Origin of the sequence: Mesorhizobium sp. B1-1-8 (genome assembly GCF_006442795.2) — a bacterium.
Taxonomy (GTDB): Bacteria; Pseudomonadota; Alphaproteobacteria; order Rhizobiales; family Rhizobiaceae; genus Mesorhizobium.
Map to the genome: position 1 here is coordinate 5,512,703 of NZ_CP083956.1, position 21,361 is coordinate 5,534,063.

General features: G+C 54.7%; 22 protein-coding genes and 1 pseudogene. 2 read left to right on the forward strand and 21 right to left on the reverse strand.

What is annotated here, in order from left to right; genetic code table 11:
• Nucleotides 1-219: 219 nt before the first annotated feature.
• Together FJ974_RS26860 and FJ974_RS26865 are read right to left on the reverse strand one after the other, a co-directional pair.
• Nucleotides 220-1,182 carry a hypothetical protein gene (locus tag FJ974_RS26860; protein WP_140533009.1) on the reverse strand — a complete coding sequence of 321 codons (963 nt, stop codon included), beginning with the start codon at nucleotides 1,180-1,182 and terminating at the stop codon, nucleotides 220-222.
• 9 nt (nucleotides 1,183-1,191) lie between these two features.
• Nucleotides 1,192-1,650, reverse strand: a complete 459-nt coding sequence (locus FJ974_RS26865) for an NUDIX domain-containing protein (protein ID WP_181177096.1) — start codon at nucleotides 1,648-1,650, stop codon at nucleotides 1,192-1,194.
• A gap of 412 nt (nucleotides 1,651-2,062) precedes the next feature.
• Here FJ974_RS26865 and FJ974_RS26870 point away from each other — a divergent pair, with 412 nt between their 5' ends.
• Nucleotides 2,063-2,506 (forward strand): lysozyme, encoded by a 444-nt coding sequence (locus tag FJ974_RS26870; protein ID WP_140533007.1) that lies wholly within the window; start codon nucleotides 2,063-2,065, stop codon nucleotides 2,504-2,506.
• A 209-nt stretch (nucleotides 2,507-2,715) separates the two neighbouring features.
• Here the strand turns inward: FJ974_RS26870 and FJ974_RS26875 are convergent, their stop codons facing one another.
• From FJ974_RS26875 to FJ974_RS26945, 15 genes are all read right to left on the reverse strand, one after another.
• Nucleotides 2,716-3,441, reverse strand: a complete 726-nt coding sequence (locus FJ974_RS26875; RefSeq protein WP_226891414.1) for an alkaline phosphatase family protein — start codon at nucleotides 3,439-3,441, stop codon at nucleotides 2,716-2,718.
• A 477-nt stretch (nucleotides 3,442-3,918) separates the two neighbouring features.
• Nucleotides 3,919-5,157, reverse strand: coding sequence for a hypothetical protein (locus tag FJ974_RS26880; RefSeq protein ID WP_140533006.1), 1,239 nt, complete (start codon nucleotides 5,155-5,157; stop codon nucleotides 3,919-3,921).
• Nucleotides 5,158-5,176: 19 nt separating this feature from the next.
• Nucleotides 5,177-5,674 (reverse strand): hypothetical protein, encoded by a 498-nt coding sequence (locus FJ974_RS26885; RefSeq protein WP_140533005.1) that lies wholly within the window; start codon nucleotides 5,672-5,674, stop codon nucleotides 5,177-5,179.
• Nucleotides 5,675-5,720: 46 nt separating this feature from the next.
• Entirely contained in the window at nucleotides 5,721-6,563 is an 843-nt protein-coding gene (locus FJ974_RS26890) for an alpha/beta hydrolase (protein ID WP_140533004.1), read from the reverse strand.
• Between the two features lie 5 nt (nucleotides 6,564-6,568).
• Nucleotides 6,569-7,339: a hypothetical protein gene (locus FJ974_RS26895; RefSeq protein WP_140533003.1), complete on the reverse strand. Its 771-nt coding sequence runs from the start codon at nucleotides 7,337-7,339 to the stop codon at nucleotides 6,569-6,571.
• On the reverse strand, nucleotides 7,279-7,980 hold the full coding sequence (locus tag FJ974_RS26900) for an acyl-homoserine-lactone synthase (RefSeq protein WP_226891415.1): 702 nt from the start codon (nucleotides 7,978-7,980) through the stop codon (nucleotides 7,279-7,281). The genes FJ974_RS26895 and FJ974_RS26900 overlap by 61 nt, the downstream gene beginning before the upstream one ends.
• A gap of 82 nt (nucleotides 7,981-8,062) precedes the next feature.
• Nucleotides 8,063-8,785: a LuxR family transcriptional regulator gene (locus FJ974_RS26905; RefSeq protein ID WP_140533002.1), complete on the reverse strand. Its 723-nt coding sequence runs from the start codon at nucleotides 8,783-8,785 to the stop codon at nucleotides 8,063-8,065.
• 413 nt (nucleotides 8,786-9,198) lie between these two features.
• On the reverse strand, nucleotides 9,199-10,188 hold the full coding sequence (locus FJ974_RS26910) for a replication-relaxation family protein (protein WP_181177095.1): 990 nt from the start codon (nucleotides 10,186-10,188) through the stop codon (nucleotides 9,199-9,201).
• A gap of 98 nt (nucleotides 10,189-10,286) precedes the next feature.
• Nucleotides 10,287-12,443, reverse strand: a complete 2,157-nt coding sequence (locus FJ974_RS26915; protein ID WP_140533000.1) for a type IV secretory system conjugative DNA transfer family protein — start codon at nucleotides 12,441-12,443, stop codon at nucleotides 10,287-10,289.
• 10 nt (nucleotides 12,444-12,453) lie between these two features.
• Nucleotides 12,454-12,858 (reverse strand): hypothetical protein, encoded by a 405-nt coding sequence (locus FJ974_RS26920; protein ID WP_140532999.1) that lies wholly within the window; start codon nucleotides 12,856-12,858, stop codon nucleotides 12,454-12,456.
• A gap of 530 nt (nucleotides 12,859-13,388) precedes the next feature.
• Nucleotides 13,389-14,015 (reverse strand): glycoside hydrolase family 25 protein, encoded by a 627-nt coding sequence (locus FJ974_RS26925; RefSeq protein ID WP_140532998.1) that lies wholly within the window; start codon nucleotides 14,013-14,015, stop codon nucleotides 13,389-13,391.
• Nucleotides 14,016-14,064: 49 nt separating this feature from the next.
• Nucleotides 14,065-14,607 (reverse strand): hypothetical protein, encoded by a 543-nt coding sequence (locus tag FJ974_RS26930; RefSeq protein WP_140532997.1) that lies wholly within the window; start codon nucleotides 14,605-14,607, stop codon nucleotides 14,065-14,067.
• Between the two features lie 112 nt (nucleotides 14,608-14,719).
• Nucleotides 14,720-15,079, reverse strand: coding sequence for a hypothetical protein (locus tag FJ974_RS26935; RefSeq protein ID WP_140532996.1), 360 nt, complete (start codon nucleotides 15,077-15,079; stop codon nucleotides 14,720-14,722).
• 9 nt (nucleotides 15,080-15,088) lie between these two features.
• Nucleotides 15,089-15,643, reverse strand: a complete 555-nt coding sequence (locus tag FJ974_RS26940; protein ID WP_140532995.1) for a hypothetical protein — start codon at nucleotides 15,641-15,643, stop codon at nucleotides 15,089-15,091.
• Between the two features lie 44 nt (nucleotides 15,644-15,687).
• Nucleotides 15,688-16,344 (reverse strand): acyl-homoserine-lactone synthase, encoded by a 657-nt coding sequence (locus FJ974_RS26945; protein WP_140532994.1) that lies wholly within the window; start codon nucleotides 16,342-16,344, stop codon nucleotides 15,688-15,690.
• Nucleotides 16,345-16,586: 242 nt separating this feature from the next.
• Here FJ974_RS26945 and FJ974_RS30460 point away from each other — a divergent pair.
• Nucleotides 16,587-16,674: pseudogene (locus FJ974_RS30460) on the forward strand (transposase); the annotation flags it as partial.
• 353 nt (nucleotides 16,675-17,027) lie between these two features.
• On the opposite strand, the gene FJ974_RS26950 reads toward FJ974_RS30460, so the two are convergent.
• The 4 genes from FJ974_RS26950 to FJ974_RS26965 all read right to left on the reverse strand — a co-directional run bounded on the left by FJ974_RS26950 (nucleotide 17,028) and on the right by FJ974_RS26965 (nucleotide 20,599).
• A complete protein-coding gene (locus FJ974_RS26950; protein WP_140533090.1) occupies nucleotides 17,028-18,107 on the reverse strand; it encodes an IS630 family transposase in 1,080 nt (359 codons plus the stop codon).
• A gap of 93 nt (nucleotides 18,108-18,200) precedes the next feature.
• The gene (locus FJ974_RS26955) at nucleotides 18,201-19,046 is read right to left on the reverse strand and encodes a hypothetical protein (RefSeq protein WP_140532993.1); all 846 of its coding nucleotides are present in this window, start codon (nucleotides 19,044-19,046) and stop codon (nucleotides 18,201-18,203) included.
• Complete coding sequence (locus FJ974_RS26960) at nucleotides 18,991-20,070, reverse strand: hypothetical protein (RefSeq protein WP_140532992.1); 1,080 nt, start codon at nucleotides 20,068-20,070, stop codon at nucleotides 18,991-18,993. Before FJ974_RS26960 ends, FJ974_RS26955 begins: the two co-directional genes overlap by 56 nt.
• A gap of 163 nt (nucleotides 20,071-20,233) precedes the next feature.
• Nucleotides 20,234-20,599, reverse strand: a complete 366-nt coding sequence (locus FJ974_RS26965; RefSeq protein ID WP_140532991.1) for a hypothetical protein — start codon at nucleotides 20,597-20,599, stop codon at nucleotides 20,234-20,236.
• Nucleotides 20,600-21,361 lie beyond the last annotated feature (762 nt).

Sequence of the window (21,361 nt, forward strand, 5' to 3'; positions counted from 1 at the left end):
TCGAACCGCACTGGTGCAACAAACTCTTCGAATTCATTGACGAGGAACGCAAGCTAATCGCCGCTAACGACAATGCTTAGAGTAGAACCGGGTCGATGACTAGCGAAGGTGGCAAAACTTGTCTGCGAGTCGGCCCGACAACGATTTTCAGCGCAGGTTTAAAATCTCAGCCCACTTGTACGTTTGGAAGCTGTCTCACTAGAGGCATCCCGCAACTGTTCATCCTTGGGCATCCATCCATGCTCTATACTTCGTACTCATAAATGTATTTTCCCAAGCGCCGTCCTCACCGTGTTTTCTTTCGAAATACGTTTTTAGAGGATCAACAAGCCCCGTCATCATCGCCTGGAAGGCAATCTTCAGAAACTCATCTCCACCCCACTTTTCAATGAAAAGTTGGGTTGGCCGTGTGACCGATTGGAAGAATTTCAGCGCGTGCTCATATCCGCTCGCCTCGATCGGCTCACCAATCACCTCGGCGAAGACCGAGCGATCAAACGGAGTGAGGTTTTCCACAGTGAACAGGCGCTTAATGAGCGAACCGGCCGTGATCATCACAATCCCATCCATCAAAAGGTTCAGGTTGATCGCATTAGGAACACGCGCCGTAAGCTCTTTGTCGGAATAGGCCACACCCTCACAGTTGCGGAAACTGAATCCATACTGGCGCCGGTACACTTTTGGCTCCGATCTCTTGGCCTCACTGGCAGTGAGAGATTTATGGGGCCGTATCGCGTACAGGTGAAAGCTCGAGTAATGCAAGCAATCGTGAAGATAGGAGCGCACTGCCTCGGCAGTCCTAACCCTCACATCCTTTACGCGAGACGGATTTAGGAGCACCCCAAAACCAGCTTGATAGAGCTGATGATAACCAACGCTCCATTTGCTGTGAAACCCGCCTAGCGCTGTGGGCTTTTCGGAAATACCGAAAATATATCGCCTTGGATCGATCAATGAAAACTCTTCTGAGTACTCGTCCTGGATTATTGCCTTCGCTCTATTGACGGCGTTCCAAAATAAATCAATGTCAATGTGTGGGAACTCACCCGATTCGATGATATTGGCCACAGTAGCGTAGTTCGGCAACGTTACGATTGCAAAAGGCGCCAAACTTCTTATGTTATTCAAATATCTTTGAATGTACGTCCTGTTTTCCTCATTTCCCTCATAAATCTCGATCATCTCTGCGCCCTACCAGGTACTAGCGATCGGGGTTTCACCTAGGTACTCTTGAATACGCCTCTTTGTTCCAGGAGAGGCATCACTCGGAAGAACATTCCAAGCGAAAAAGGCGTTCGCATCAATTTCGAAATGTTTTTTATGGCGCTGCGAAAAGTTAGTGATTACGTATACCGTTATCACATCCCGCTTGTACTCTTGAGTGCTGACGTAAGTGCCCAGGGCGCGATCCACAGACGCTACGGATATCCCCAGCTCCTCCCACAATTCGCGCTCGATGGCGACTAAGCTTGCCTCACCGCGTCGAACTTTCCCACCAGGAAGATACCAGCCCCGACCATATTTATGTCTAACAAGCAGGACTTTTTTTTCACTATTCAATATGATTGCTCTGACGCCGAACGTCTGGGGCTGAAAGACACGCCAATACAGACGCCTTATTCGCAGAGCTAGGTCGAGCAGAGTTTTCATCATCCTTCTTTTTAGCAAAGATCAGGCGGGATGCCAATCGTTAGCGGGTGATAGGTTTCGTAAGGCAAGCTGTAGTGATGGCTCAACAGAGCGGCCCGGCTCTGACACGCGTCATCCGCAGACTGAAAAGGGCACTTGCTGGGGTTGATCCCGGGCGTTACAGGTTGGAGCCGAGAGGCCAAGGTGCAGCGGCCTGACAGCGTGCTGGCGAGGCGCGCGTAGCCATTCCGATACGGCTGAACGGCCACTCCTAGAGCGATGTTTCGAAGTCGCAAATAAAACGGCATCATTCGCTTTCGTCTTCGGTTTGCGGCTTCTCACAACAATCCAGCGCTCCTATTAAGCAATACGAAGTTGCCAGAGACCAGTATTCGATATAATCTTTGCCGGTAAAAAACCTTTGGGGGATGTCATGATCCGGCGTGTAACGGACAATGCACGTGGCTTGATCGAGCAATGGGAAGGGCTGAGGCTGACCGCCTACACGGACAGTGTGGGCGTATGGACCGTCGGCTACGGCCATACCGGGCCGGAGGTTCACAAAGGTTACACGATAACAGCCCCCCAGGCCGATCAGCTGCTCACAAACGACCTGGCCGGTTCCGAACAAGCTGTGTCAAGCTTGGTAAACGTCAATTTGAACGACAATCAATTCGGCGCCCTGGTGAGCTTTGCCTTCAATCTCGGTGCCGGTGCGCTACAAAGCTCGACGCTTCTCAAGCGCATCAACAAGGGCGATTTCGATGTCGCTAACGAATTCCTGAAATGGGACCACGGACATGTCCACGGGCATCTAGTCGAGATTCCGGGACTTAAAACCAGGCGCAAGGCCGAGGCGAAACTATTCGCGTCTTAAATTCCGACAACTGAGCTGATGCACTCTCTTTGGTAGACCCTGGCTTTCCGCTTTGCAGGCATTTTTTGGTCGGCTCTGGCGCAGCCTTACATCCTAGGTCAACGATTTTGCCACTGCCCGACCGCGCAGCGGGATAGCTTGGCGCAACCATAAAGTAGTCCTTGGTCAATCCCGTTTGGTGCGGTACCTCTCCTCATTTCTCAAAGGCTCTACCGATGTTTCCAGCCGCTGCCGATCGCCTTTCTGACGACGGTGGTGCCTAGCGGTGCTGCGCCCTCGATGTTCTCGATGGTCCGCAGCAACGTGTAGTGATCGATCCTCTCGGCGTAACGACCGGGCTTGACGCCCGCGCCGTAGAGCACTGTAAAAATGTGGTTCTCAAAACCGTAGTCATCCTCGTCGAAGGTAACGATCAACAGGCTGTTGTGCTTGCGCGACCAGTTGGCATAGGCGCCCAGATGGGCTTTCAGCCAGGCATCGGCCTCCCCGATCGTGCCGTCATGCATGTCGTGGCGAAGGTTGGGGATAACGAAGCTGACGGCTGGCAGCCGTGCATAGTCGCTCGGAAATTCGGTCAGTGACTTTCCGGCCCCTCTAGCGTCGGCGAAGGATTCCCACGGATTGTGCTTGCGCGGTGACCTTGCCTCGACATAGCCCACGAATGTCTTATTGGCAGCCTGAAGGCGGCCGGCAAGGTTGGGCGCGGCGATCTCGTGGACGCCGTCGTCGCGTATCCCGTGCGTCGAGCCACTGAACAGCGCTAGGTAGTTGGGCTGGCTGGGATGAGCGACCCCATGCGAATTATCGAAAAGGGCACCGTTCCTCGCCAGCTTCTGCAGATAGGGAGCCACGCCCGGTTGCGCGATCTGTTCGAAGGAATGGTTCTCCATGACGACGACAACGACATGGTCGTATCTCGGTGGCGCGTCAGCCATGGCGACTGCGCCCCGATCCAAGGCAATGCCGAGGGCCAGGACAAGCAACACGGAGAACCGTTGAAGAAGATTATGTTGACGCACGCTCACCTCTCTCGACATATTCGTCCGACGCTTCACGCAATTATGTGATCGTCATTCTCAGCAAGCGCGCCGTGTATCCAAACGACATACGCCTGCTACTGCGGCCAGTCGGTAGCTCTCAAGACCAAGTTCAGAGCGGTCAGATCGTCGCGAAAATCTCCATCAGCACAATTCAAGCCTGAGCGAGAAGCGCTGAGGCGATTGAGGCTATCCGTACCGAGATCGCGCCTAATCTGCCATGCGGGTCATGCATTTGGCTATCCTCCTACCGCCCCACTATTTGAACGACGGCCATGCGTTAAGCCAAGAAGCCAATCGCTTTGCCCGAGGTCTCAAAAGAGAGGCGGTAGCCCGATTGCTCCAACGACCTCAAATGGTTCAGTTGCCCTCCGGTTAGTACAACCTTCGAATCTCGAAAAAACCCGATTTTTTTGGTTCTTCGCTTGTAGAGTAGGCGATCTGGCAGACCTGATACGCTAGATCTATCTTGCCCATATCTTCCGGAGCCGCGGGAAGGCCACCCAACGACTTGAAATCTAATGTCCTGCTTGTGTTGCCTGCTATCACTAGGTCTCTCTCCAAGGGACTAACTATCTCTGGGAACTGCATCCCTGCTTTGTCCGCTATCCTTTGCCCTTTTGAGTCGTAAGCGTAACATCCATAGTTCCCAAAGAGAGAAACGCTTACGCTCCCAGAATTTTCTATCGAAATGCTATACACGGGAAAACCGTCGGCAGCCTCGCGCTCCTCAACAATATGGCCTGATAGGAGTGCTTGCCCCCGCCCTATTTGCTTAATCCAAGGATCATTCGCCTCGAGTTGCGATTTCGTTACACCGAGCGTAACATCTTCATTGTGCTGGCGCGTCAAATCAAAAAGTGCTGCCTCATTCGCCGTCAACGCCTTCTGGAACTGTTTTTTTCCAGCCAAATAGGCAATAATTGCACTTGCCTTGAGCTGTTGATTTTTGCCTTGATCCAGTAAACGCTTGACCTCTGGCAGCGTTAGAGGCTTGATGTTCACGTCTGCCTTGTTAGAAAAATTAACAAATATTTCGCTCAAGACTCGAAGCAAGTCTTCATCGATACCTAGAGATAATCCGTTTGACTTTCTATATAGGTAGTCATTGGCAATCATCCAACCATTTATTGCACGAAGGTGATTCGGCGCCCATTTGTCTGCAAGCTCCAACTTATGAGCTAGTGACTGGCAAGTATAGAACATCGAGAAGGCGATCACACGGTTGGTAGGTGTCCTGGCAACACATTCTCTAGCGACTATTTCTTTAGTCGGACTGAGGTCTGGGGCACGACTAAGGCGCACCTCCTCTGGCTGCTGCTGGGCGCTGAACGTGGCCACAATTGGAAATCCCGTTGTCGTACCATCCGTCCAAGTCACAAAGAGCTGGCGCGACGCGGCCGATGGATCAACGGGAATGTTTACAAGGTCGCCTTTTGGGCTGAAGGGGTCCGTGATCTCATCGTCGCTCGTCGTTCCGCTGACGCGAAGCGTGGTCGCCTCGTTGTTCGGAGTAACAACAACTTTGAATACAATAGCCTCTTGGGCCGACGCGGCGTTGCAAACCAAAACGCTCAGAACCAGTACAAGCGAGGGAATTCGGCGCAAGGTCATCTTATCGATCTTCCCCTCTTCAGCCCTTCTTGGCATCGCCAATCTTTAGCCCAACTATCAGCATTACGTAGGTCGCAAGGTTGCCAGCGGCAGAAATAAACAATTGGGACGTAACGCCCTTGTTGTCGCTCGGAGAGAAGGTATTAAAAATAGCGGCGTCGACCAGGCAAATGAAAATGGTGAACAGCGGCAATATGAACAAGTATGTGACGACTCCGCGGACTCGTAACGCCGAGGTATTTGCGGCTGTTATTACTGCCGCTACGGGCATAATCATCTGGTGAAGCACGTTGGTATATATTCCTGGATCTTTCGCTATTGCCGTTACCAGTTGTAGGACTAAAGTTTCGTCGAGTTTTGACGAAAGGTTTTGTGCTGGGCTGTCATGAATCGAGATGAGTGCCGCAAATATTACAACAATTGGGCCGAGGCAATAAAATAATAGTAGAAGTAAGAGCAACACGAATTGTTGTGTAGCCCTGTTATCGGTGTCTGGCTGAGCTTCTGTCGCTGTCATAAATTCGGTCCCGCTTGGATTTTTTGGCTCTGATGTTTACCACAGGTTACGGCCAAGTCTGTGATTTGCCTTCGAATGCCCGGTTCATAAACTCCGCAGCCTTCGTCCATCTGCTGCTAGGATCTGGAAACAGGGCGCTAGGGTTGCTCGGTGGCAGGTAGTCGCCATGGTCGTATTCGCATTTATCGGGGATTTGCCACGGGGGAACAGCTGAGCCAACCGCCCCTGGCGGACCGGCATAACCTAAGGCTGATGCAAATGGTCTGTGGTCGGGATGCAGAATATCTGCGATCGGGTCGCCAATCGGGAAAGCCAATTTAAGCACCCGATCCCGGCGCGAGGCAAGAACGGAAACCACAGAGGTATTGGCGAATGCACTGGCATATTCCGATGTCAGGCAGTCATCATTGATTGCTCCGGCCGTGAGACAGAGAGAGCGAACTCTGCGGTTGAGTTTCGACGCCGCTTCTAGGGCGAGTCTGGCACCGAGACTGTGAGTGACAAAGGAGACGCTCGCCGCCCCGGTGAGACGTCGATTGCAAAAGCTAGCCAAGCGACGACCACATTCAATCGATGTTGAGCCTTCAAACGGGTAATTTAGGATCGGCAACCATGAATCGCCGGGCCAAAGGACAGCAATGAAGTGGCACGTTGAAGGCAGGCTCAGCGCCACCTCTAGCCGACCAAGCGTGCATACGCCTTGCATGAACGAGACGTTGAAGCCATGCACGCCAAAAAGTACGTCACGATTGGCAACCATCGTGCCAAACTGTTCTTCAGAAAGATCGCGAAGGCTCGGGGAAGCAGTCGTGCCGTCGCCCTGCAGAAGCGTTGGGCTCTTGACGCCACCACCGACAGTTTTCTGGCGAAAAGTCATGTAGACCGTCATGGATTTCAGCCTTTTGCGGCTTTCATCGCGGAGACGGCTATGCCGAGCGCGCTTGCCAGATCTTTGGCAATTGGCGCCACCGGCGTCGACACAATCCCGATCAACAAGGCAGCTAGAAAATTGCTGGTGCCATCTTCACCGCTGTAACCATACATCACTCCGATAGCGAGAACCGCGAGCGCTATGGCAAACCCGGCGGCCAGAACTTTAGCGGAGTTGCGATATTTCTGGTCTGCACGCTCGAAACTGGCATCCATTTGAGCATCGACGATGGTGTCGAAGCGCCCCAGTACATTGATGTCGTCCTCGGTCAAAGGTTGAGCGCTGTCCACCTTCGACGAGGCCGTTTTAAGAGCTCCTGCGTTAACTCCAGGAGCTGCTGCTGCTAATTCGTCAACAGTCGTTGCCGTGAGTCCCAGCCGAATGAGTGACTTCACGGTTGCTTTTTGGTCAGACTTGGAGACGCCGTTCAGCCAATTTGCGCGGATCGTCGCCAGCGGATCGGACTTATTCACCAGCTTCAGAGCGGCTTTGTATGGAGTGACGGCATCCCTGATAAACCCGAAGCCAATGTTGGACACGCCGCCCCGATACACCTTAGTCGCATCAACAAGACCGAACGCCGCCGTTCCCAACGCACCTATGGACGACACTATCGTCCCGAGGTTGTCTGCGCTTATCAACATGTTGCTTCCCCCGATTTGCTCCGACGTGATTAACTTGGCGAAACTCCGGCTGTTGATGCCGGAACCCGGACACTCTTCGTCGACCCCCACGCGTTTCTCAGGACAGGGGAGAACGGCATTTGCGTGCCACGCCGAACCAGCAGCGACCGCTCAATGCCTAGGATCTTGCGGACGCTCGCCAGCGCCGCCTCGTTCACATCGATGTATGCGACGATGTACCACTCGCCATTTTTTTCCCTGGCCATGCCCATCGGCTCGGCCCGCCACTTGAGCGCACCGTGGGGAGGCATGAAGTAGGTCTCCTGGACGCCACCCACCGCACTGAGGCCCTCCTCGAGGGCGTATTCCATCACCTTGCAGCATAGCTGGGTCAGCGTGCCGCGTAGTCCGGTAGAGCGCTTGTCGGGGACGACGAAGGTGCGTGTCCACTCGGCCCAATCGGGCCGTCTCGGGACGCCCGATTTCTCGCACATATGAGGGAAGACCTCCGAGACCATGTGCGGTTCACTCGTTGGGATCAATCGAGCCGAGGTCACGACGCGACCGTCTTCAATACCGAGCAGGTAGGTTGCCGCGTCAGTATCGAACTGATCGAGCTCGCGACCGCCCGGGCTTGCAGGGCGCCAGTGTTTCTGATGCACGAAGAAATCGTGCCGGCGGCGCAAGAACTCGTCGAATTCGTTTTCGTAAAGGTGCTTGTTCAGCGCATTGACGACGTGAGCCGAAATCAAAGCTCAATCCCCCCGATACGTATCGGGGGATAGTTGCAGCCGTGCTAAAACACGTCACCTGTCCGATCGGACAGTTGACAGTCTATGGATGAATCAGGCGCCTGCGCACAGCCTCGATCACCGCTTGCGTCGTCGTGCCGACGCCGAACGCTTCGCGGGCTCGGGTGGTATGCCATTTGACCGTGCGTTCGGTCAGGCCAAGGATCTGGGATGTTTCGGATGAGGTCTTGCCGGCAGCAGCCCACAACAGCACCTCTTTTTCACGATCCGTTAGGACGCCGTCTGCTTCGCCGTCGACGTCCGAAAATGCCTGGATCGACATACCAGCGTAGACCGCCATCGTTACCAGTTGCACCTGTTGACGTGGCGACAGACTGATGGCCTTTTGCGAAGAGGCGAAGGAGAGGACAGACTGCCAATGATGGACGCTGAGCATTGGCACGGCGAAGCCGCTCCAAATGCCAAACTCCGTCGCCTCACCCGCAACGCGTCGGGAGGCCTGTGTGTCAGACCATTTTGCCGGCACTTCGGCCCAGAGGAACGGCTTCAGGGTTTTTGCCGAGTAGATGCAAACACCGTCGACCGCGGCATGCTCTGCTTCGATGTAACGTTCGAGCCAGCCCTCAGGCCAGCCGTTCAGTTCGACCATCGGTGCCAACTTCTGACCGCCAAGCGGAACGCCGCTCAAGATGAGATGCTCAAAGCCGAGGTTCCTCACGGTTTCGAGAAGGTCGTCCAGTAGCGGCTCGGTTGCCTTGTGCTTCCTGCAACGCTCGACAAAGTCGAACACGTCCGAATCTATCATGCCAGAGACCCCGCCTCTCTGCCGCGATGCAAGACGCAGGTAAATTAGCATCTCGGAATGTCTTAGTAGAAAAGCGGGCATTTGCCAATGATTAAAGGGGGGTTAAATGGCGTTCCTTGATGAAAGGTTTGACGTCATTGGTACACACGATCAAGACGTTGTACGCGTACATTATTCAATATACATACCGATCCGGATGTCATGGCACGGCAGCATGGCATTGGCCTAGCCTCTCTTTGGATACGCTTAAATTTTCTTGAAGGAGTTACGAAGTATATTATTTCATTTTTACATTTAGGCTTAATTGATAGTGCAAATTTCAATTACTTTATTGTTGACCTACACCACCGATTCCTATTGTCAACTTAACCGTTCCAACCTCTCGTTTTCGCTGGCAGCGGGAGGTCATCCGATCACTCAGGCTCACGGAGACTGAGGTCCCCCTTGCCTGCCCTTCTCCAACGGCCGGCAACCAAGTCAAGTATCGGGCTTGGCAGTGCGCCTTTTGTTGCGAACCTAGATTCACATCTAAACAGCACATAATTGTTCCCCTTGCCCTCTGTGACACGCATGACAAGGTCGATCATGTTCTGCAGCTGACGCTCGGTGGTGGTCAGAAAGAGCACGACCATCCCCTCTTCTATGCCATAATGCTGCTTGTACGTTTGGCCACCAACGAAGTGCCGATATTGCAAGAAGCTTCTCAGGAACGATTTCCGCTCGAAAGATCCATGCGAAACCAGCTCGGTGGAGCGATCGACCTCGAGCAGGAAGTAGAGTTTCTTGTCGCCGTAGCGGATTCCGAAAAGTTGATCGGGAATGAGCTTCAAGGAATGGCTTCGGCCTCCGTGAGTAAACGGCGCGACCGCCGAGAGCTGCCTATCGCCGATCGCCTGGTGTCGAGGAATGAAGCCGAGCGAAGGATTCGCCAATATCGCCAGTTCTATCGACGCCGTCACGCAGGAGACCATCAATTGATGGTCCCACCAGCCGGCGTGCGTGGTTGAAACGAGGCGGCCGGCTTCCGCGAGCGCTTTTTTGGAGGCGGCGGTAAGGGCATATACGTTAGTGTGGTTGCGGGGAACGTAGCCACCAGGGAGCTGCGGATACTGAGCCGCCGGCTTGTCAAGATAGCGGCCGCCATGGGCGGTGTTTTGCTCATGGCCGAGATCGGTCAGCCGGTCTCTGGCTCGTCCAATACTCTTATGCCCGAAGTACCGAGAATACTCGATGAGATAGGGAGATGGCAGAGGTCCGTGCCAGTTGAGGCGCTCGAACAAAAAGAGATCACGCGGCATTGCCGTAATGAATTTACCCGTTGAGACCGGCCGAACCGGCATCCGACGCTGGAGACTATCCCATGCTTTTGGCGAGGCAATCCGCATGGCGCCGACATAGGCCAAATCCCCTGCCGGCGAAACGTGCGGCATATTCGGCTGTGAGTTGAGGTCAACACCCTTGGTGCACCATGCGCAATCTTCACAATGTGTTGCAGAATACGTTAGCGCGGGGTGATGTCGCCCTCATCCAGGTCTTTTGGTTTCGGGCGAATGTCTCCGGTTTCCTGGAGACGATCTGATGAGGGTGGTCCGGCCGGCGACCGCTCGTCTCTCAATCTCAAAGGCTGGGCGTAGGTAGCGCGCATCCTGTTGCGCACCTCGCGCGCCTCGTCTTGCGACATCGTCTCCAGTTTCTCCATGAAGCCGAATGGTACCGTGAGCGATACCGCGGTCGGCGTGACGTTACGAACAAAGGCGGCAAACGAGCCCTGGCGCTGCGCGTGCACAAAATCGTGGCCTGTGCGCATTTCCTTGGCCAGGCGTCCGGCGTCGGCATGGCTGGCTCCGCCGACAAACTTGATTGAGGTGTTGGCGGCGATGCTATCCGCGGTCTTCGTTGACAGATCGCCGAGCATCTGATGCGCTACGATCATGCCAATCCGGCGCTTGCGCGCCTGCTGGAAGATGTTGGTGATGAAGCTGTCGGCGTTCGCGGCATAGTCGCCGAACTCGTCGATATAGACGAAGCAGGGCAGCGCATATTCGTCGCGCTCCTGAGCGGCAAGCGCGATCATGGCGATGAAGAAACGGCCAAAGATCTCCGTGCCGCTCTGCTGCAACAGGCTCTTGTCGGCATTTATCAGGATAACCTTGCCTGCCGCCATCTCAGTGAACAGGTCGAACTTGCTGGTCGCCGACGACATCATGCGTTCGAAAGCACTATTTTCGAGGAGACCCCATAGACGGCGCAGAACTTGCCGCCGTGTCTCCCCATACTGCTTTGCATCGGAGTACTCGGTTTCGAAGAACAGTCGCGCCGAACCGGACAGGCCCATAAGGTGTTCGCGGAATTTTTCTTCGCCGTTGGGCTCCAACAGTTCCCGGAACGTGTGGATCGTTGCGTCCGGAATGATCAGCATGGCGCGAATTAAAAACGAGAACAGTGTGCCCTGCTTGGCTGTCATTTCGGCGCTCATCAGGCTACCCAGTGCGAACGAAAGCAATTCCACCAACGCGTTCTGCAGCCGCTCCCGGTCGATCGGCGCGTAGGTTTTGAGACGCTCCTTGCCGACTGAGAACAAACCGAGCGTTATCGGAAATTCGATGTCGGTGGGATCGATCACGACTAGCCTGTCGCTGAGCGGTTGGCCGCGGGCGAACAGTTTCAGTCGGCTAATTTTGCGGATCAGGTCGCCTTGGCTGTCAATCACGACGATCGAGGCTTCGCCGTGGGCCACCTTGACTAGGTCCATGGTGATGAAGTGCTGCAGGGTCTGGGTCTTGCCGTGGCCACTGCCGGCGACGATGTGATGATGTTCGAAACGAACCCGTTCCGGGATCGAAAAGGGAATTCTGGCGCCTAGAATGTCGAGAAGGGGGGTATCCTTGAGATAGGCGAAGATCGGATTGTTGCCCTTGTAGGCCGTCGGCAGCACCGGCTCGCCGAACAGCTTTCCACCTTTGGCTACGCCAGACACCTCCAATACATTCTGGTCAATCTGCTCACGAAGGCCGGCCAAGAGGTTGCGGCTGATCACCTCGTCTTTGAAGAAAGAGAGGATCATGCCTTCGATCAGAGGCCTACAGTCCATGACATCCGACAATCTCGTGCTCAATCGGGTTGGATCGTCGGCATCGACCTCGGGCGTATGCAGGGCAACGGCACGCCATGCCGTCAGCAACGTCTTGTGAAGAAGGTCCGGAGCGGTGCGATCGCAGACCTTTGCGCCTTGCTCGCTTAGGTAGTCCAAATACCGCCATCCCGCAGGGCAGTCGCACACGGGGGGCGGCTCCGCAATGGGCTCAGAAAATCCCTCGGCCTCATAAAGCCTGGCTGACGCAAGTGCGATTTCATCCGCCAGGTTCGTTGGCAGACCCGACGGAAGACGCTCAAAAATGCCGACGGCAAACTCCTGCGGCGAAGGAAAATCCGGCCGTCGACGCAGGATTTCATCGTAGCGATGCTGCGCGTTTGCCTTTGCCTTCCGTTCCCGCGCGGCATCCGTGTTTGAAAATGCCAAGCCTACCTTGTATGCGATCCACATCAGGCTGATCGGCACTACGATGAACAACATCAGCGGCACGACGGCCGCCATCAACATTGTTACGATGGCGGCCCCGGCCAGCGCAGTACCGACGTCGGGCCCTTTGTCGCTCACGACACTTTTTTCAGATATCGAACACCTGCTCTCGACCGTCAAAGGTTGCTGCGGTTGCAAGGAACCCCTTCAGGTTCTGGCACGCCGTCATGACTGCTTCCTCAGCCGCCATAATCTCGGAGAGATCTTTCCCCTCGATCAGCTGCCCCCTTGTCAAGCTGTCGACCGTGATAACGAGCGAGAGCTTCGTCAGTGCCAACTCTTTCAGAGTGCGGAACAGACCACCGCCCGAACTTGCGGCGGCAGCGTGCGATTTAGCTGCCTCACTCGCGTAGACGACTTCCTTCCCGAGGCCGTATTTACGAACGTATTCCGCTTCCTCATGCCGCAATTCAGCGCGGGCATCGAGAACAAAGACGGCGACCTTTGACAGCAAACCCGACGTTTTCTGTGAGCGCCTCAGACGCAACTGCATGGTGATTCCTCCCTTTCGAGCATAGGTGAGAAAAGTCTTTCACGTCTCCGCCGGCGGCGGCGTGAGATGGATTCTGCGATGTCTAAATAGACGCTTGTCCTCCAAGCACGGAGCGTTTCCAATAGACACAAACGAAGTGACGTGGATGGCATCCGCAATCTAATTAGAGTAGGAGTCGTCTTTTTTGAGCGACGGTTTTACGTGCTTCAATGTGCAAGCATGGACAGCTATATTCCCAGCTGGAACCCTCTCCATCGATGGGGATACTAGGATCGCGCCCCTATCCCCACTTGTTCCCAAGAAAAGAAGCCCTGCCGCTCCGCTTCAACGCCGTCCTGAAAGCCACGTTCATGCTTCATCGATAAGCAGCACGCTGACCATTGCGGCACCGCCGACAATCGTCGGCGCCGAGCTACGAATGTGCCCGGCGTTGACTGCCTCGCCGCCCTACTACGCCACAGCGCCCGCGCGGATTTGGACGGCACGCAGACTGAGGCTGACCCCAACGAGATCGCTGCAATTGGAAGCCCCTATGAAGTTTCCGAAGCCCAGAACCCTCTCAGTTTTGCTTCATCTCCGTTGAACATGTCGCGGTCAGAACGACCAACGCCACGAACAGTATGGGGATCCGGGCCAAACGCCCCATCGGTGTACTGCCACATGGTCCAACTTGGCCAATTAGGTGGAACGACAGGAGTCGGACCATACTGAGCCAACCAGAACCAACATTTCGCTAAAATGGGATCAGTCTTGGTGCCGAGCAGTTGCTTGATATAGTGCCCGGAATATAAACCGGGAAAGTGACCCGTCTTGTCGTGGACGTGAGTGACAAAGGCTCTCGCCTCTTCCAGGCTCATGCTTGGACCCGTTGGATTTGGCTCGAGATCGAGGACAAGAAGGGCTTTGCGATCTCCAACTACGCCGAGGAAATTTTCTGCTTGTCTGACTCCATCGCTGCCGGTGCCAAAGTGGTAGGCGCCCCATAGCAGCTGTGCAGTCTCCGCACGCCCGCGATTCCTGGCATAGGTCGGATCGACGCCCGTCTGGCCTTGGGTAGCTTTCTGGATGACTCCAACGATTCCGTCAGTTTTGGCGGTGGCCAAATTGACGTTGCCGTTGTGATGCGAAATGTCGATTACCCCATTGAAATTAGGCATTGCCCGCTCCCTCTTGCTTAATGCACTGCTCGCGTGAGTACCGATACGTTCAGGGCTCCCCGTCGATCGCAACCCATGCGTTGTCGATGGGTTGTCCGTTGTGATGGGGGAACGCATTTCCTGCGAATGCTCGGAGGTCATCGATCGCCGCGATGATGCGGTCGCGGCTGTCCACGAATGGTATGTCGGTGTTGGCGCTCGCCAAAGCGCTCGTCAGGTTGATGCAACCGATACTCGCCAGAAATCCGTGGCCAGGATGTACGAGTATTTCGCGACGGTTGCCCGTCTGCCGCAATTCCAGACCTGGTTTCGGAGTCTGGTCACAATCGTTGCTGACCAAATAGCCTATGGTCAAATAGTGTGAGCCAGCCTGCGTGGCCAAAGGATATCTACCCGCCTCGATCCTTCGGCCATTTCCCGCCACGTTATTGTCGCCGGGTCCTTTCGCTTCAACCGAAGTACCTTTGAGTTTCGCCTGGGCAGTTCCATTGTGATAAATCTGATAGGTGCCGATGGTGCGAATTCTGCCCCGTCTTTGCTGAACAATTTGTCGGACTATGTGCAGTTCCCATCCTAGTCCCGCGATCGGCATGTGCTTGTCCTTCCCATCGATCCCTGGCGAGTTGGTCAATACGATTGACGTTGGAAACGATCCGCTCGTGACCTCTCTCCATTGCGGCGAGGCCTTCGTCTTGCACCAAGTGCTAAAGTTCGGGCAGAGTCAGAAGACCCTTGGTTGCAGTCGAGAGCGCTTTGTTGATAGCTCCCCAAAGTACTTTGACGGCGGCATTCCACACCTTCTCCACCGTGAGAATGGTCAGTGCTGCTACGTCACTCGCTAGGCTTCTAACGGAGTCGGCCAACTGATCGGCAAACCAGCCCCTAAGATCATCCTTGAGGGTGCCAGCGATACTGCTTTCGGCGATCCAGGCAGCCTGTTGCGCCATCATTTTAGATTGCTGTGTGACCAATGTGGATATTTTGGTCCAGCCTTGTTTCGCTTGTTTTTGAATCGCATCAACCAAGGCGTTAACTGTCGCGTTTACATCGATGATAGCGGCCAAGACAATCTCCTATCGCTGCAAGGCAGACTCGAATACCAAGATGCGGCTCATTTCTATTTCGTATTGGTATTTGAACCCGCCTATGCCATTTGACCCCGTGACGAAGTTGCCCTTCAACTCTCCGCTTTGGTGAATGTCACGCATCTTGGTCAACACTTTGATCACCTGATCCAGATGATGGGGCGTTGGGTTCACGCAGTTGGTCGGATCATTCCCGCAAACGCTATTCAAGTGGGCGATCTTGAGAACCCTTTGGCTGGGAGCCGGAACATCGCGCGATGCCGTTTCCATACGCGCGGCCGAGAATCCCCCAATGAGTTGGTCATATGTGGCCTTGTATTTCGCAAAGTCCCCCGCCGTGCCGCCTTGAGAAAGTGAGGCCATGAGCGTTTCAGTTTTCACATTAAGGTCAGAAATACTGGTGAAGGTCGCCTGGTTGTAGGCTGGTGAAAGCTGGATCGCGCAGCTGGAAAGGACTAGGGCGATAAGAATTACGAGAGACCGAATAGCAGATGCTACGGGCGGTGTACGGTCTGGCCGGGATACCGAACGCGCTTGATACATCACATCAACATCCAATTTGGATCGGACCGGCCAATGGGGAACTGCTAGGCGACTCTGCTTAGCTTCTCGACAGGTCCGGTGAACGGCACCTGCCTTCCCCGCCGCACCAGCAATGAATGCTCAATCTTCAGTATCTTCCTGACACTCAACATCGCCGCCTCGTTCACATCGATATAGGCGACGATGTACCATTCGCCGTTTTCTTCCCTAGCCATGCCGAGCGGCTCGGCATGCCATTTCAGCGCGCCGTGGTGGGGCATGAAATAGGTCTCCTGGACGCCGCCAACCGCGCTCAGGCCCTCGTCGAGGGCGTATTCCATCACGGCGCAGCACAGTTGCGTCAGCGTGCCTCGAAGCCCGGTCGCGCGCTTGTCGGGAACGACGAAAGTGCGGGTCCATTCGGCCCAATCGGGGCGCCTCGGAACGCCTGTCCGCTCGCACATGTGAGGAAAAACCTCCGAGACCATGTGTGGCTCGCTCGTTGGGATTAGTCGAGCCGAGGTCACGACACGGCCCTCTTCAATACCGAGCAGATAAGTCGCTGCATCGGTATCGAACTGGTCTAGCTCGCGACCGTCGGGGCTCGGAGGGCGCCACTGTTTCTGGTGCACAAAGAAGTCGTGACGACGGCGCAAAAACTCGTCGAATTCGTTCTCGTAGAGAAGCTTGTTGAGCGCATTGACGACATGGACCGAAATCATCGCGCAACCCCCAATGTTTTCCCAGCAGGATGATTGCAGTGATGCTAAAATACGTCACCTGTCCGATCGGACAGTTGACGGGTGCAACTTGCACGTTCTTAAGCTTCGCAACGAACAAATCCGGCTTCCCTTGTTTATGGCCTATGGCTCGCTATCCGGCCTGGTTAAAGCTGCGGTCTGCCGCCCTCAATGCCAGATAACACAGGGGCGAGAATAATGAAGGGGGCTATCCCGAGAGCTCGCGCCCGATTATCTACACGACCAACGCCATCGAAGCATTTGAACTCCAAGCTGCGACGCGCCGTCCGAACCAGGGGCCACTTTCCGTCACTGGGGAAATCCAGTGGGTTCGGGCGTACGGCTGCTCTATTCGAAGAGAGTTGCGGCCAGGGCGAAGAAGGCCATTTAACGACGCCTCATCAGCGTACCAACTACAGCGCATCCCCGAAGTCATGACAGGACCTTCTCCATAGCAATGGTCACCTTGTACGCCAACCGGTCCCCCATATTGGCAAGCGATCACTTGAATCGAAAACCTACATATTCATTCGATCTAGACCGACCAAACGACAATCAGCTCCCGGGCGCTGCTGTCAGGAGATCTTGCGTAGTGGCTTTAAGGTGATATAGCCGGCAAACAGATTGCAGCAATCAAATCCAGGTTGGTCACTCTTTTGTTGCAGCTAGTGGATTGATTCCAACGCTTGGTGCCCACGTTTGACAGCGGCGATTATCTGATTTGGATCGGCTTTCCAGATGAAGGGGTGCGAGGCCTGATTGTGCTCCTTGATGAAGCGATTGATGGCGGCCTGGAGGTCGACGACGGAATGGAAGACGCCATGTTTCAGGCGTCTGAGTGTCAGCTTGGCGAAGAAGCCCTCGACGGCATTGAGCCATGAGCAGGAGGTTGGCACGAAGTGGAAGGTCCATCGTGGATGCCGGGCCAGCCAGGCGCGGACTTTGGGCTGTTTGTGCGTGGCATAGTTGTCGAGAATGATATGGACAGCCTTGTCGGCCGGCAGTTCGGCCTCGATGGCGTTGAGGAAGCGGATGAATTCCTGATGGCGGTGGCGCTGCATGTTCTTGCCGATGACGGTACCGTCGAGAACGTTGAGGGCGGCAAACAGCGTGGTCGTGCCATGCCGTTTGTAGTCATGGGTCATGGTGCCGAGCCGCCCCTTCTTCATGGGCAGGCCGGGCTGCGTGCGGTCGAGCGCCTGGATCTGGCTCTTCTCATCCACCGACAGCACGATGGCGTGGGCCGGCGGCGAGACGTAGAGCCCGACCACGTCGTGCAGCTTTTCGGCAAACGCCTTGTCATTGGACCGCTTGAAGCTGCGCCAGCGATGCGGGGCAAGACCATGATCGTGCCAGATCTTCACGACGGAAGACGCGGCAATGCCAGCAACCTTGGCCATTGCACGGACGGTCCAGTGCGTCGCTTCGTGCCGGGGCGGTTCCAGCGTCAGCGCGACGACCTTGTCGACCAAGGGGCGCTCCAGTGGAGCAACACCAGGAGGCCGGGTCTTGTCGCGCAGCAGGCCATCGACGCCTTCGGCCATGAACCGCTCCTGCCATCGCCAGACGCAGGTCTTCGACTTGCCCGTCGCCGCCATGATCGCAATGGTCCCCAGGCCATCGCCACTCAAAAGGATGATGCGGGCGCGCCATACATGCTTCTGGGGCGAACTCCGAGCCGCCGCGACCGCCTCAAGTCGCGCCCTGTCCGAAGCCGTGATGTCGATCGTGATACCCGTGCGCATTCCCCATCGTCGCACGATGGCCACATAAGGGGAATCCCAAATCGGACTCTTCCGTCTCGATCAATCCACTAGTGCGCCCACACGCGACCAAGTTTAGCAAGGCGTTCCAGCCCGGCACTCCCACGTTGTCATTGTCCCCAGAAACGTCGCGCCACAAAAACAGTCGCCCACCTCGTCGCCTAAGTCACCCTTGAAGTTCACAAATGCTGCGTCACTCGCGAATGCCGCATACTTCTTTTGGGCATCCTTCAGCAAGGCAACCAACTTCTCCGGTCGTTGCTCTTCTGGGACTTCGTCGATTCCCCGCTTTAACGCCTCGCCCACGGTATCACTGCTTGCCATTATCGCGTATGCCTTGTCGCTAGAAATATCGAACCGCGTCGTAAGAATGGAGTAAATGCCCCCCAGTCCTCCGCGTTCCACATATACGGACAAAGCGGTAATAATTCTCCGCGTTCCCTGGGGTAAATATGTGATGCTCGACGGCTTTACCAGGTCAAAGGTAACTGGGCGACTCACGTCATTATTCTTAATGAAGCCACTGACTTCAGTATTATTGCGTAGCGAGTCAAAACGCACCGACAGTTGGTTTGCGATTGCCGCAATAGCTCGGTCCCCTTCACCAGGCGCCACTGCTTCGGCTGCTCTCCACACCTGATCGAGCTTTCGGATGCCAGGAAACAACTTCCAAAGAGCAGCTGATCTCGGCTGAAATCCTATGCCCTGAATAACAGGCGATAGCGCATCATTCGCCGGCAGCTCGTATCTCGCAACTGCATCCAGCACCCCCCTTGTAAGCTCATCCTGCGTCGCGCTTGTGGCGGTCCCTAACAGACCACCCAAAAGCACAACCATCGTTGCGATTAGCGTGAAAACCCTCTTCTCACATTGACGGAGCAACGGAAACATCGACACCTCCATGCCGTTCACGATAGTCATCTTCGATTTGCGTAACTAGGTTATCTGCTTTGTATTTGTATTCGGCAGGTATTCTTCTTGCGACCAGACAGGCCAAGATGGCCATTGTCTTATGACCCTGCAATCCTGCTTCGTCGAAAAGAGACCGCCAGAAAGCTAATGACGTTGAGCTCAGAACCAAATTTCCACGGCTAATTCGAACCGCCCCCGAATCAGCGCGCCTCAATATCGAATTCGCTCTATCCACCATCGCGAGAGCTTTGCTTATGTCGTAGAGGATATCACTGACTGTCTCGAGGTAAGTCTCCGTTATTATATCAGATCCTACAATTCCAACATTTCGCAGGTTATCAAAACAGCAACTTTCTAATTCATCGGTGAGTACTGGATTCGGTTCTGGCGCCGTCAGGAGGGTTGATACGCGATCGGCAAAGTTAGGGAATATAGCGAGTTCAGCCGCATCTACCCCCTTCTGGCGGGGAGAATGAACCTCGGGCCTCACGCCCGTTAGCCCATGTCTTGATCGAATTGCTTCCTGCGTTGCCCTTTCGATATCATGAAGGGTAAGGTTGTCTGGCGCTCCCGGTATGCCATCTCTCAAAACGTTCAGAAATGCTTCAGAGAACATCGTGTACTTTTTACCCACCGGCGATATCGCAGGTTCGTCCTTTGACGACGCCACTAACAACGCGGTTCCCGCCTTCGGAAGCGCATCGAAGGTCTTCGCTTCCACTATCGCATTTAACTCATTTGACTGGAATATCTTCACTGCTTCTCCTGCGAAGCAGCAGTCCAATATTATGAACAAATTTCTGTCCGCGATAAACTGACTAAGCGTCTCAGCCAAGGCCCGTATACGAAGACCAGTCGTGTGCTCGCGCCTTTTGCGGGTTGATTGTATAGTCAGATAGTACTCTCTATCTGACAAGAACCCCCCGTGACCGGTATAAAATAGCAATATGTTTCCTATGGTGTTCGCCGTTAGAAATCGCGATATTCTCTCGTCCAAATCGATCACGTTCGACGGGTCGTCAAAGAGATTCAATATTTGTTCCGCTCGCATGTCTAGGCCGTCTTGCAAATACGAAAGCAAGGCGTCATTGGACGCGCCAAACGCTTTGTTGTCCAGCGACCGATGATCTGGATACGTTTGAGCACCCAGTAATATCGCAACGAACTCTGGTTCAGTGCTACCGTCACTCACTGTTCTATTTTTCTTCCTGGATAGCTGCCATCGTCTTGGCAACGTCGATATTCTTTGCGCCGTCCCCGGTCGCGATTACCTTGCCGTTTTTTGTTTCAATAATTACGCGATCACCCCATTTGGAAATGAAGTTGTGAAGTCCCTTTGCTATCGCAAACGCAGCTGGGGTTCCAAGGACCAGGATAAGGGTGGCCCCCAGATCCTGAGTAACATCGCTGTCACGAGCGATCTGAATCGAGCCGCTTGGGCCAACACTAGGCGCCAAAAGTCTCTCTAGCTCCTTCGACCGTTTATTGGCGTCCGCCACACTTAACCCTTCAAAACGAACTCGCAGCTCGTGCAGATTGCTATTTTCCATTTCTGTCATCATGAAATCCTCAAGATACACGAATAAGAATCGGTACCATCCAAGATCACCCTATTGGGTGCCTCACGCATCCGTTTGGCTTCAGGACGCCCTCGTCATCGCTGCCCTTGCAGCATCCCATGATGACCGGGGAATCGTTATTCTTTCGCTGGTCTTCCGGGACCGCCGCATCCAACCGCGCACTTGGGTACAGCGGTCACACTGTATCATGCGACATCATCTAATAACATAAGCAACGACTAAACGATAGTCCGTAGCGGCGGGTTTGTTGGGCGGCGGTAAGGAATACCGTACAGCTCAGACCAGAAGGGGTTGGCGCTTCGGTTCACCAGACCGTGGTCCGCAAGCGGTTCGGCCGTCACCGTAGGTGTGATCATATTGACAAGACATCCTTTCACTGGCCTGCGGGTGAGAGTGCAGCTCAATCGAATGACAAATAGCCACGAGGTAATCAGCGAGCACATCTGAGACACCGACACGTCATCCGAGCATCGGCACGGAGTAGGAATGCAAGACGAGGGGCCTGCGTGCGCTGCAAAAGAGAGGAAATAGCGAAATCTGCCATGGCTGGCAGAGGAGGTTCAATGAGAGTGAAGACCCAAACTGTACCTCTGCCTGCAACGTCGGGTGCGTGTTGAAGAGGAAATAGTTTGTTCCCCTTCCCCTTCGTGACGCGCAATGCCCTCCTGCAACCCGTGGTGCTTCCTATGCATTTGGCTACCGGCAAACTGCCGGTATCGCAAGAAGCTCCTGGAGATCGATTTT

Bases quoted from the DNA above. Each gene is read 5' to 3' on its own strand.
- FJ974_RS26860 (WP_140533009.1), bottom strand. From the start codon at position 1,182: ATGATCGAGATTTATGAGGGAAATGAGGAAAACAGGACGTACATTCAA.
- FJ974_RS26865 (WP_181177096.1), bottom strand. From the start codon at position 1,650: ATGAAAACTCTGCTCGACCTAGCTCTGCGAATAAGGCGTCTGTATTGG.
- FJ974_RS26870 (WP_140533007.1), top strand. From the start codon at position 2,063: ATGATCCGGCGTGTAACGGACAATGCACGTGGCTTGATCGAGCAATGG.
- FJ974_RS26875 (WP_226891414.1), bottom strand. From the start codon at position 3,441: ATGGCTGACGCGCCACCGAGATACGACCATGTCGTTGTCGTCGTCATG.
- FJ974_RS26880 (WP_140533006.1), bottom strand. From the start codon at position 5,157: ATGACCTTGCGCCGAATTCCCTCGCTTGTACTGGTTCTGAGCGTTTTG.
- FJ974_RS26885 (WP_140533005.1), bottom strand. From the start codon at position 5,674: ATGACAGCGACAGAAGCTCAGCCAGACACCGATAACAGGGCTACACAA.
- FJ974_RS26890 (WP_140533004.1), bottom strand. From the start codon at position 6,563: ATGACGGTCTACATGACTTTTCGCCAGAAAACTGTCGGTGGTGGCGTC.
- FJ974_RS26905 (WP_140533002.1), bottom strand. From the start codon at position 8,785: ATGATAGATTCGGACGTGTTCGACTTTGTCGAGCGTTGCAGGAAGCAC.
- FJ974_RS26920 (WP_140532999.1), bottom strand. From the start codon at position 12,858: ATGCAGTTGCGTCTGAGGCGCTCACAGAAAACGTCGGGTTTGCTGTCA.
- FJ974_RS26925 (WP_140532998.1), bottom strand. From the start codon at position 14,015: ATGCCTAATTTCAATGGGGTAATCGACATTTCGCATCACAACGGCAAC.
- FJ974_RS26930 (WP_140532997.1), bottom strand. From the start codon at position 14,607: ATGCCGATCGCGGGACTAGGATGGGAACTGCACATAGTCCGACAAATT.
- FJ974_RS26940 (WP_140532995.1), bottom strand. From the start codon at position 15,643: ATGTATCAAGCGCGTTCGGTATCCCGGCCAGACCGTACACCGCCCGTA.
- FJ974_RS26945 (WP_140532994.1), bottom strand. From the start codon at position 16,344: ATGATTTCGGTCCATGTCGTCAATGCGCTCAACAAGCTTCTCTACGAG.
- FJ974_RS26950 (WP_140533090.1), bottom strand. From the start codon at position 18,107: ATGCGCACGGGTATCACGATCGACATCACGGCTTCGGACAGGGCGCGA.
- FJ974_RS26955 (WP_140532993.1), bottom strand. From the start codon at position 19,046: ATGACTATCGTGAACGGCATGGAGGTGTCGATGTTTCCGTTGCTCCGT.
- FJ974_RS26965 (WP_140532991.1), bottom strand. From the start codon at position 20,599: ATGATGACAGAAATGGAAAATAGCAATCTGCACGAGCTGCGAGTTCGT.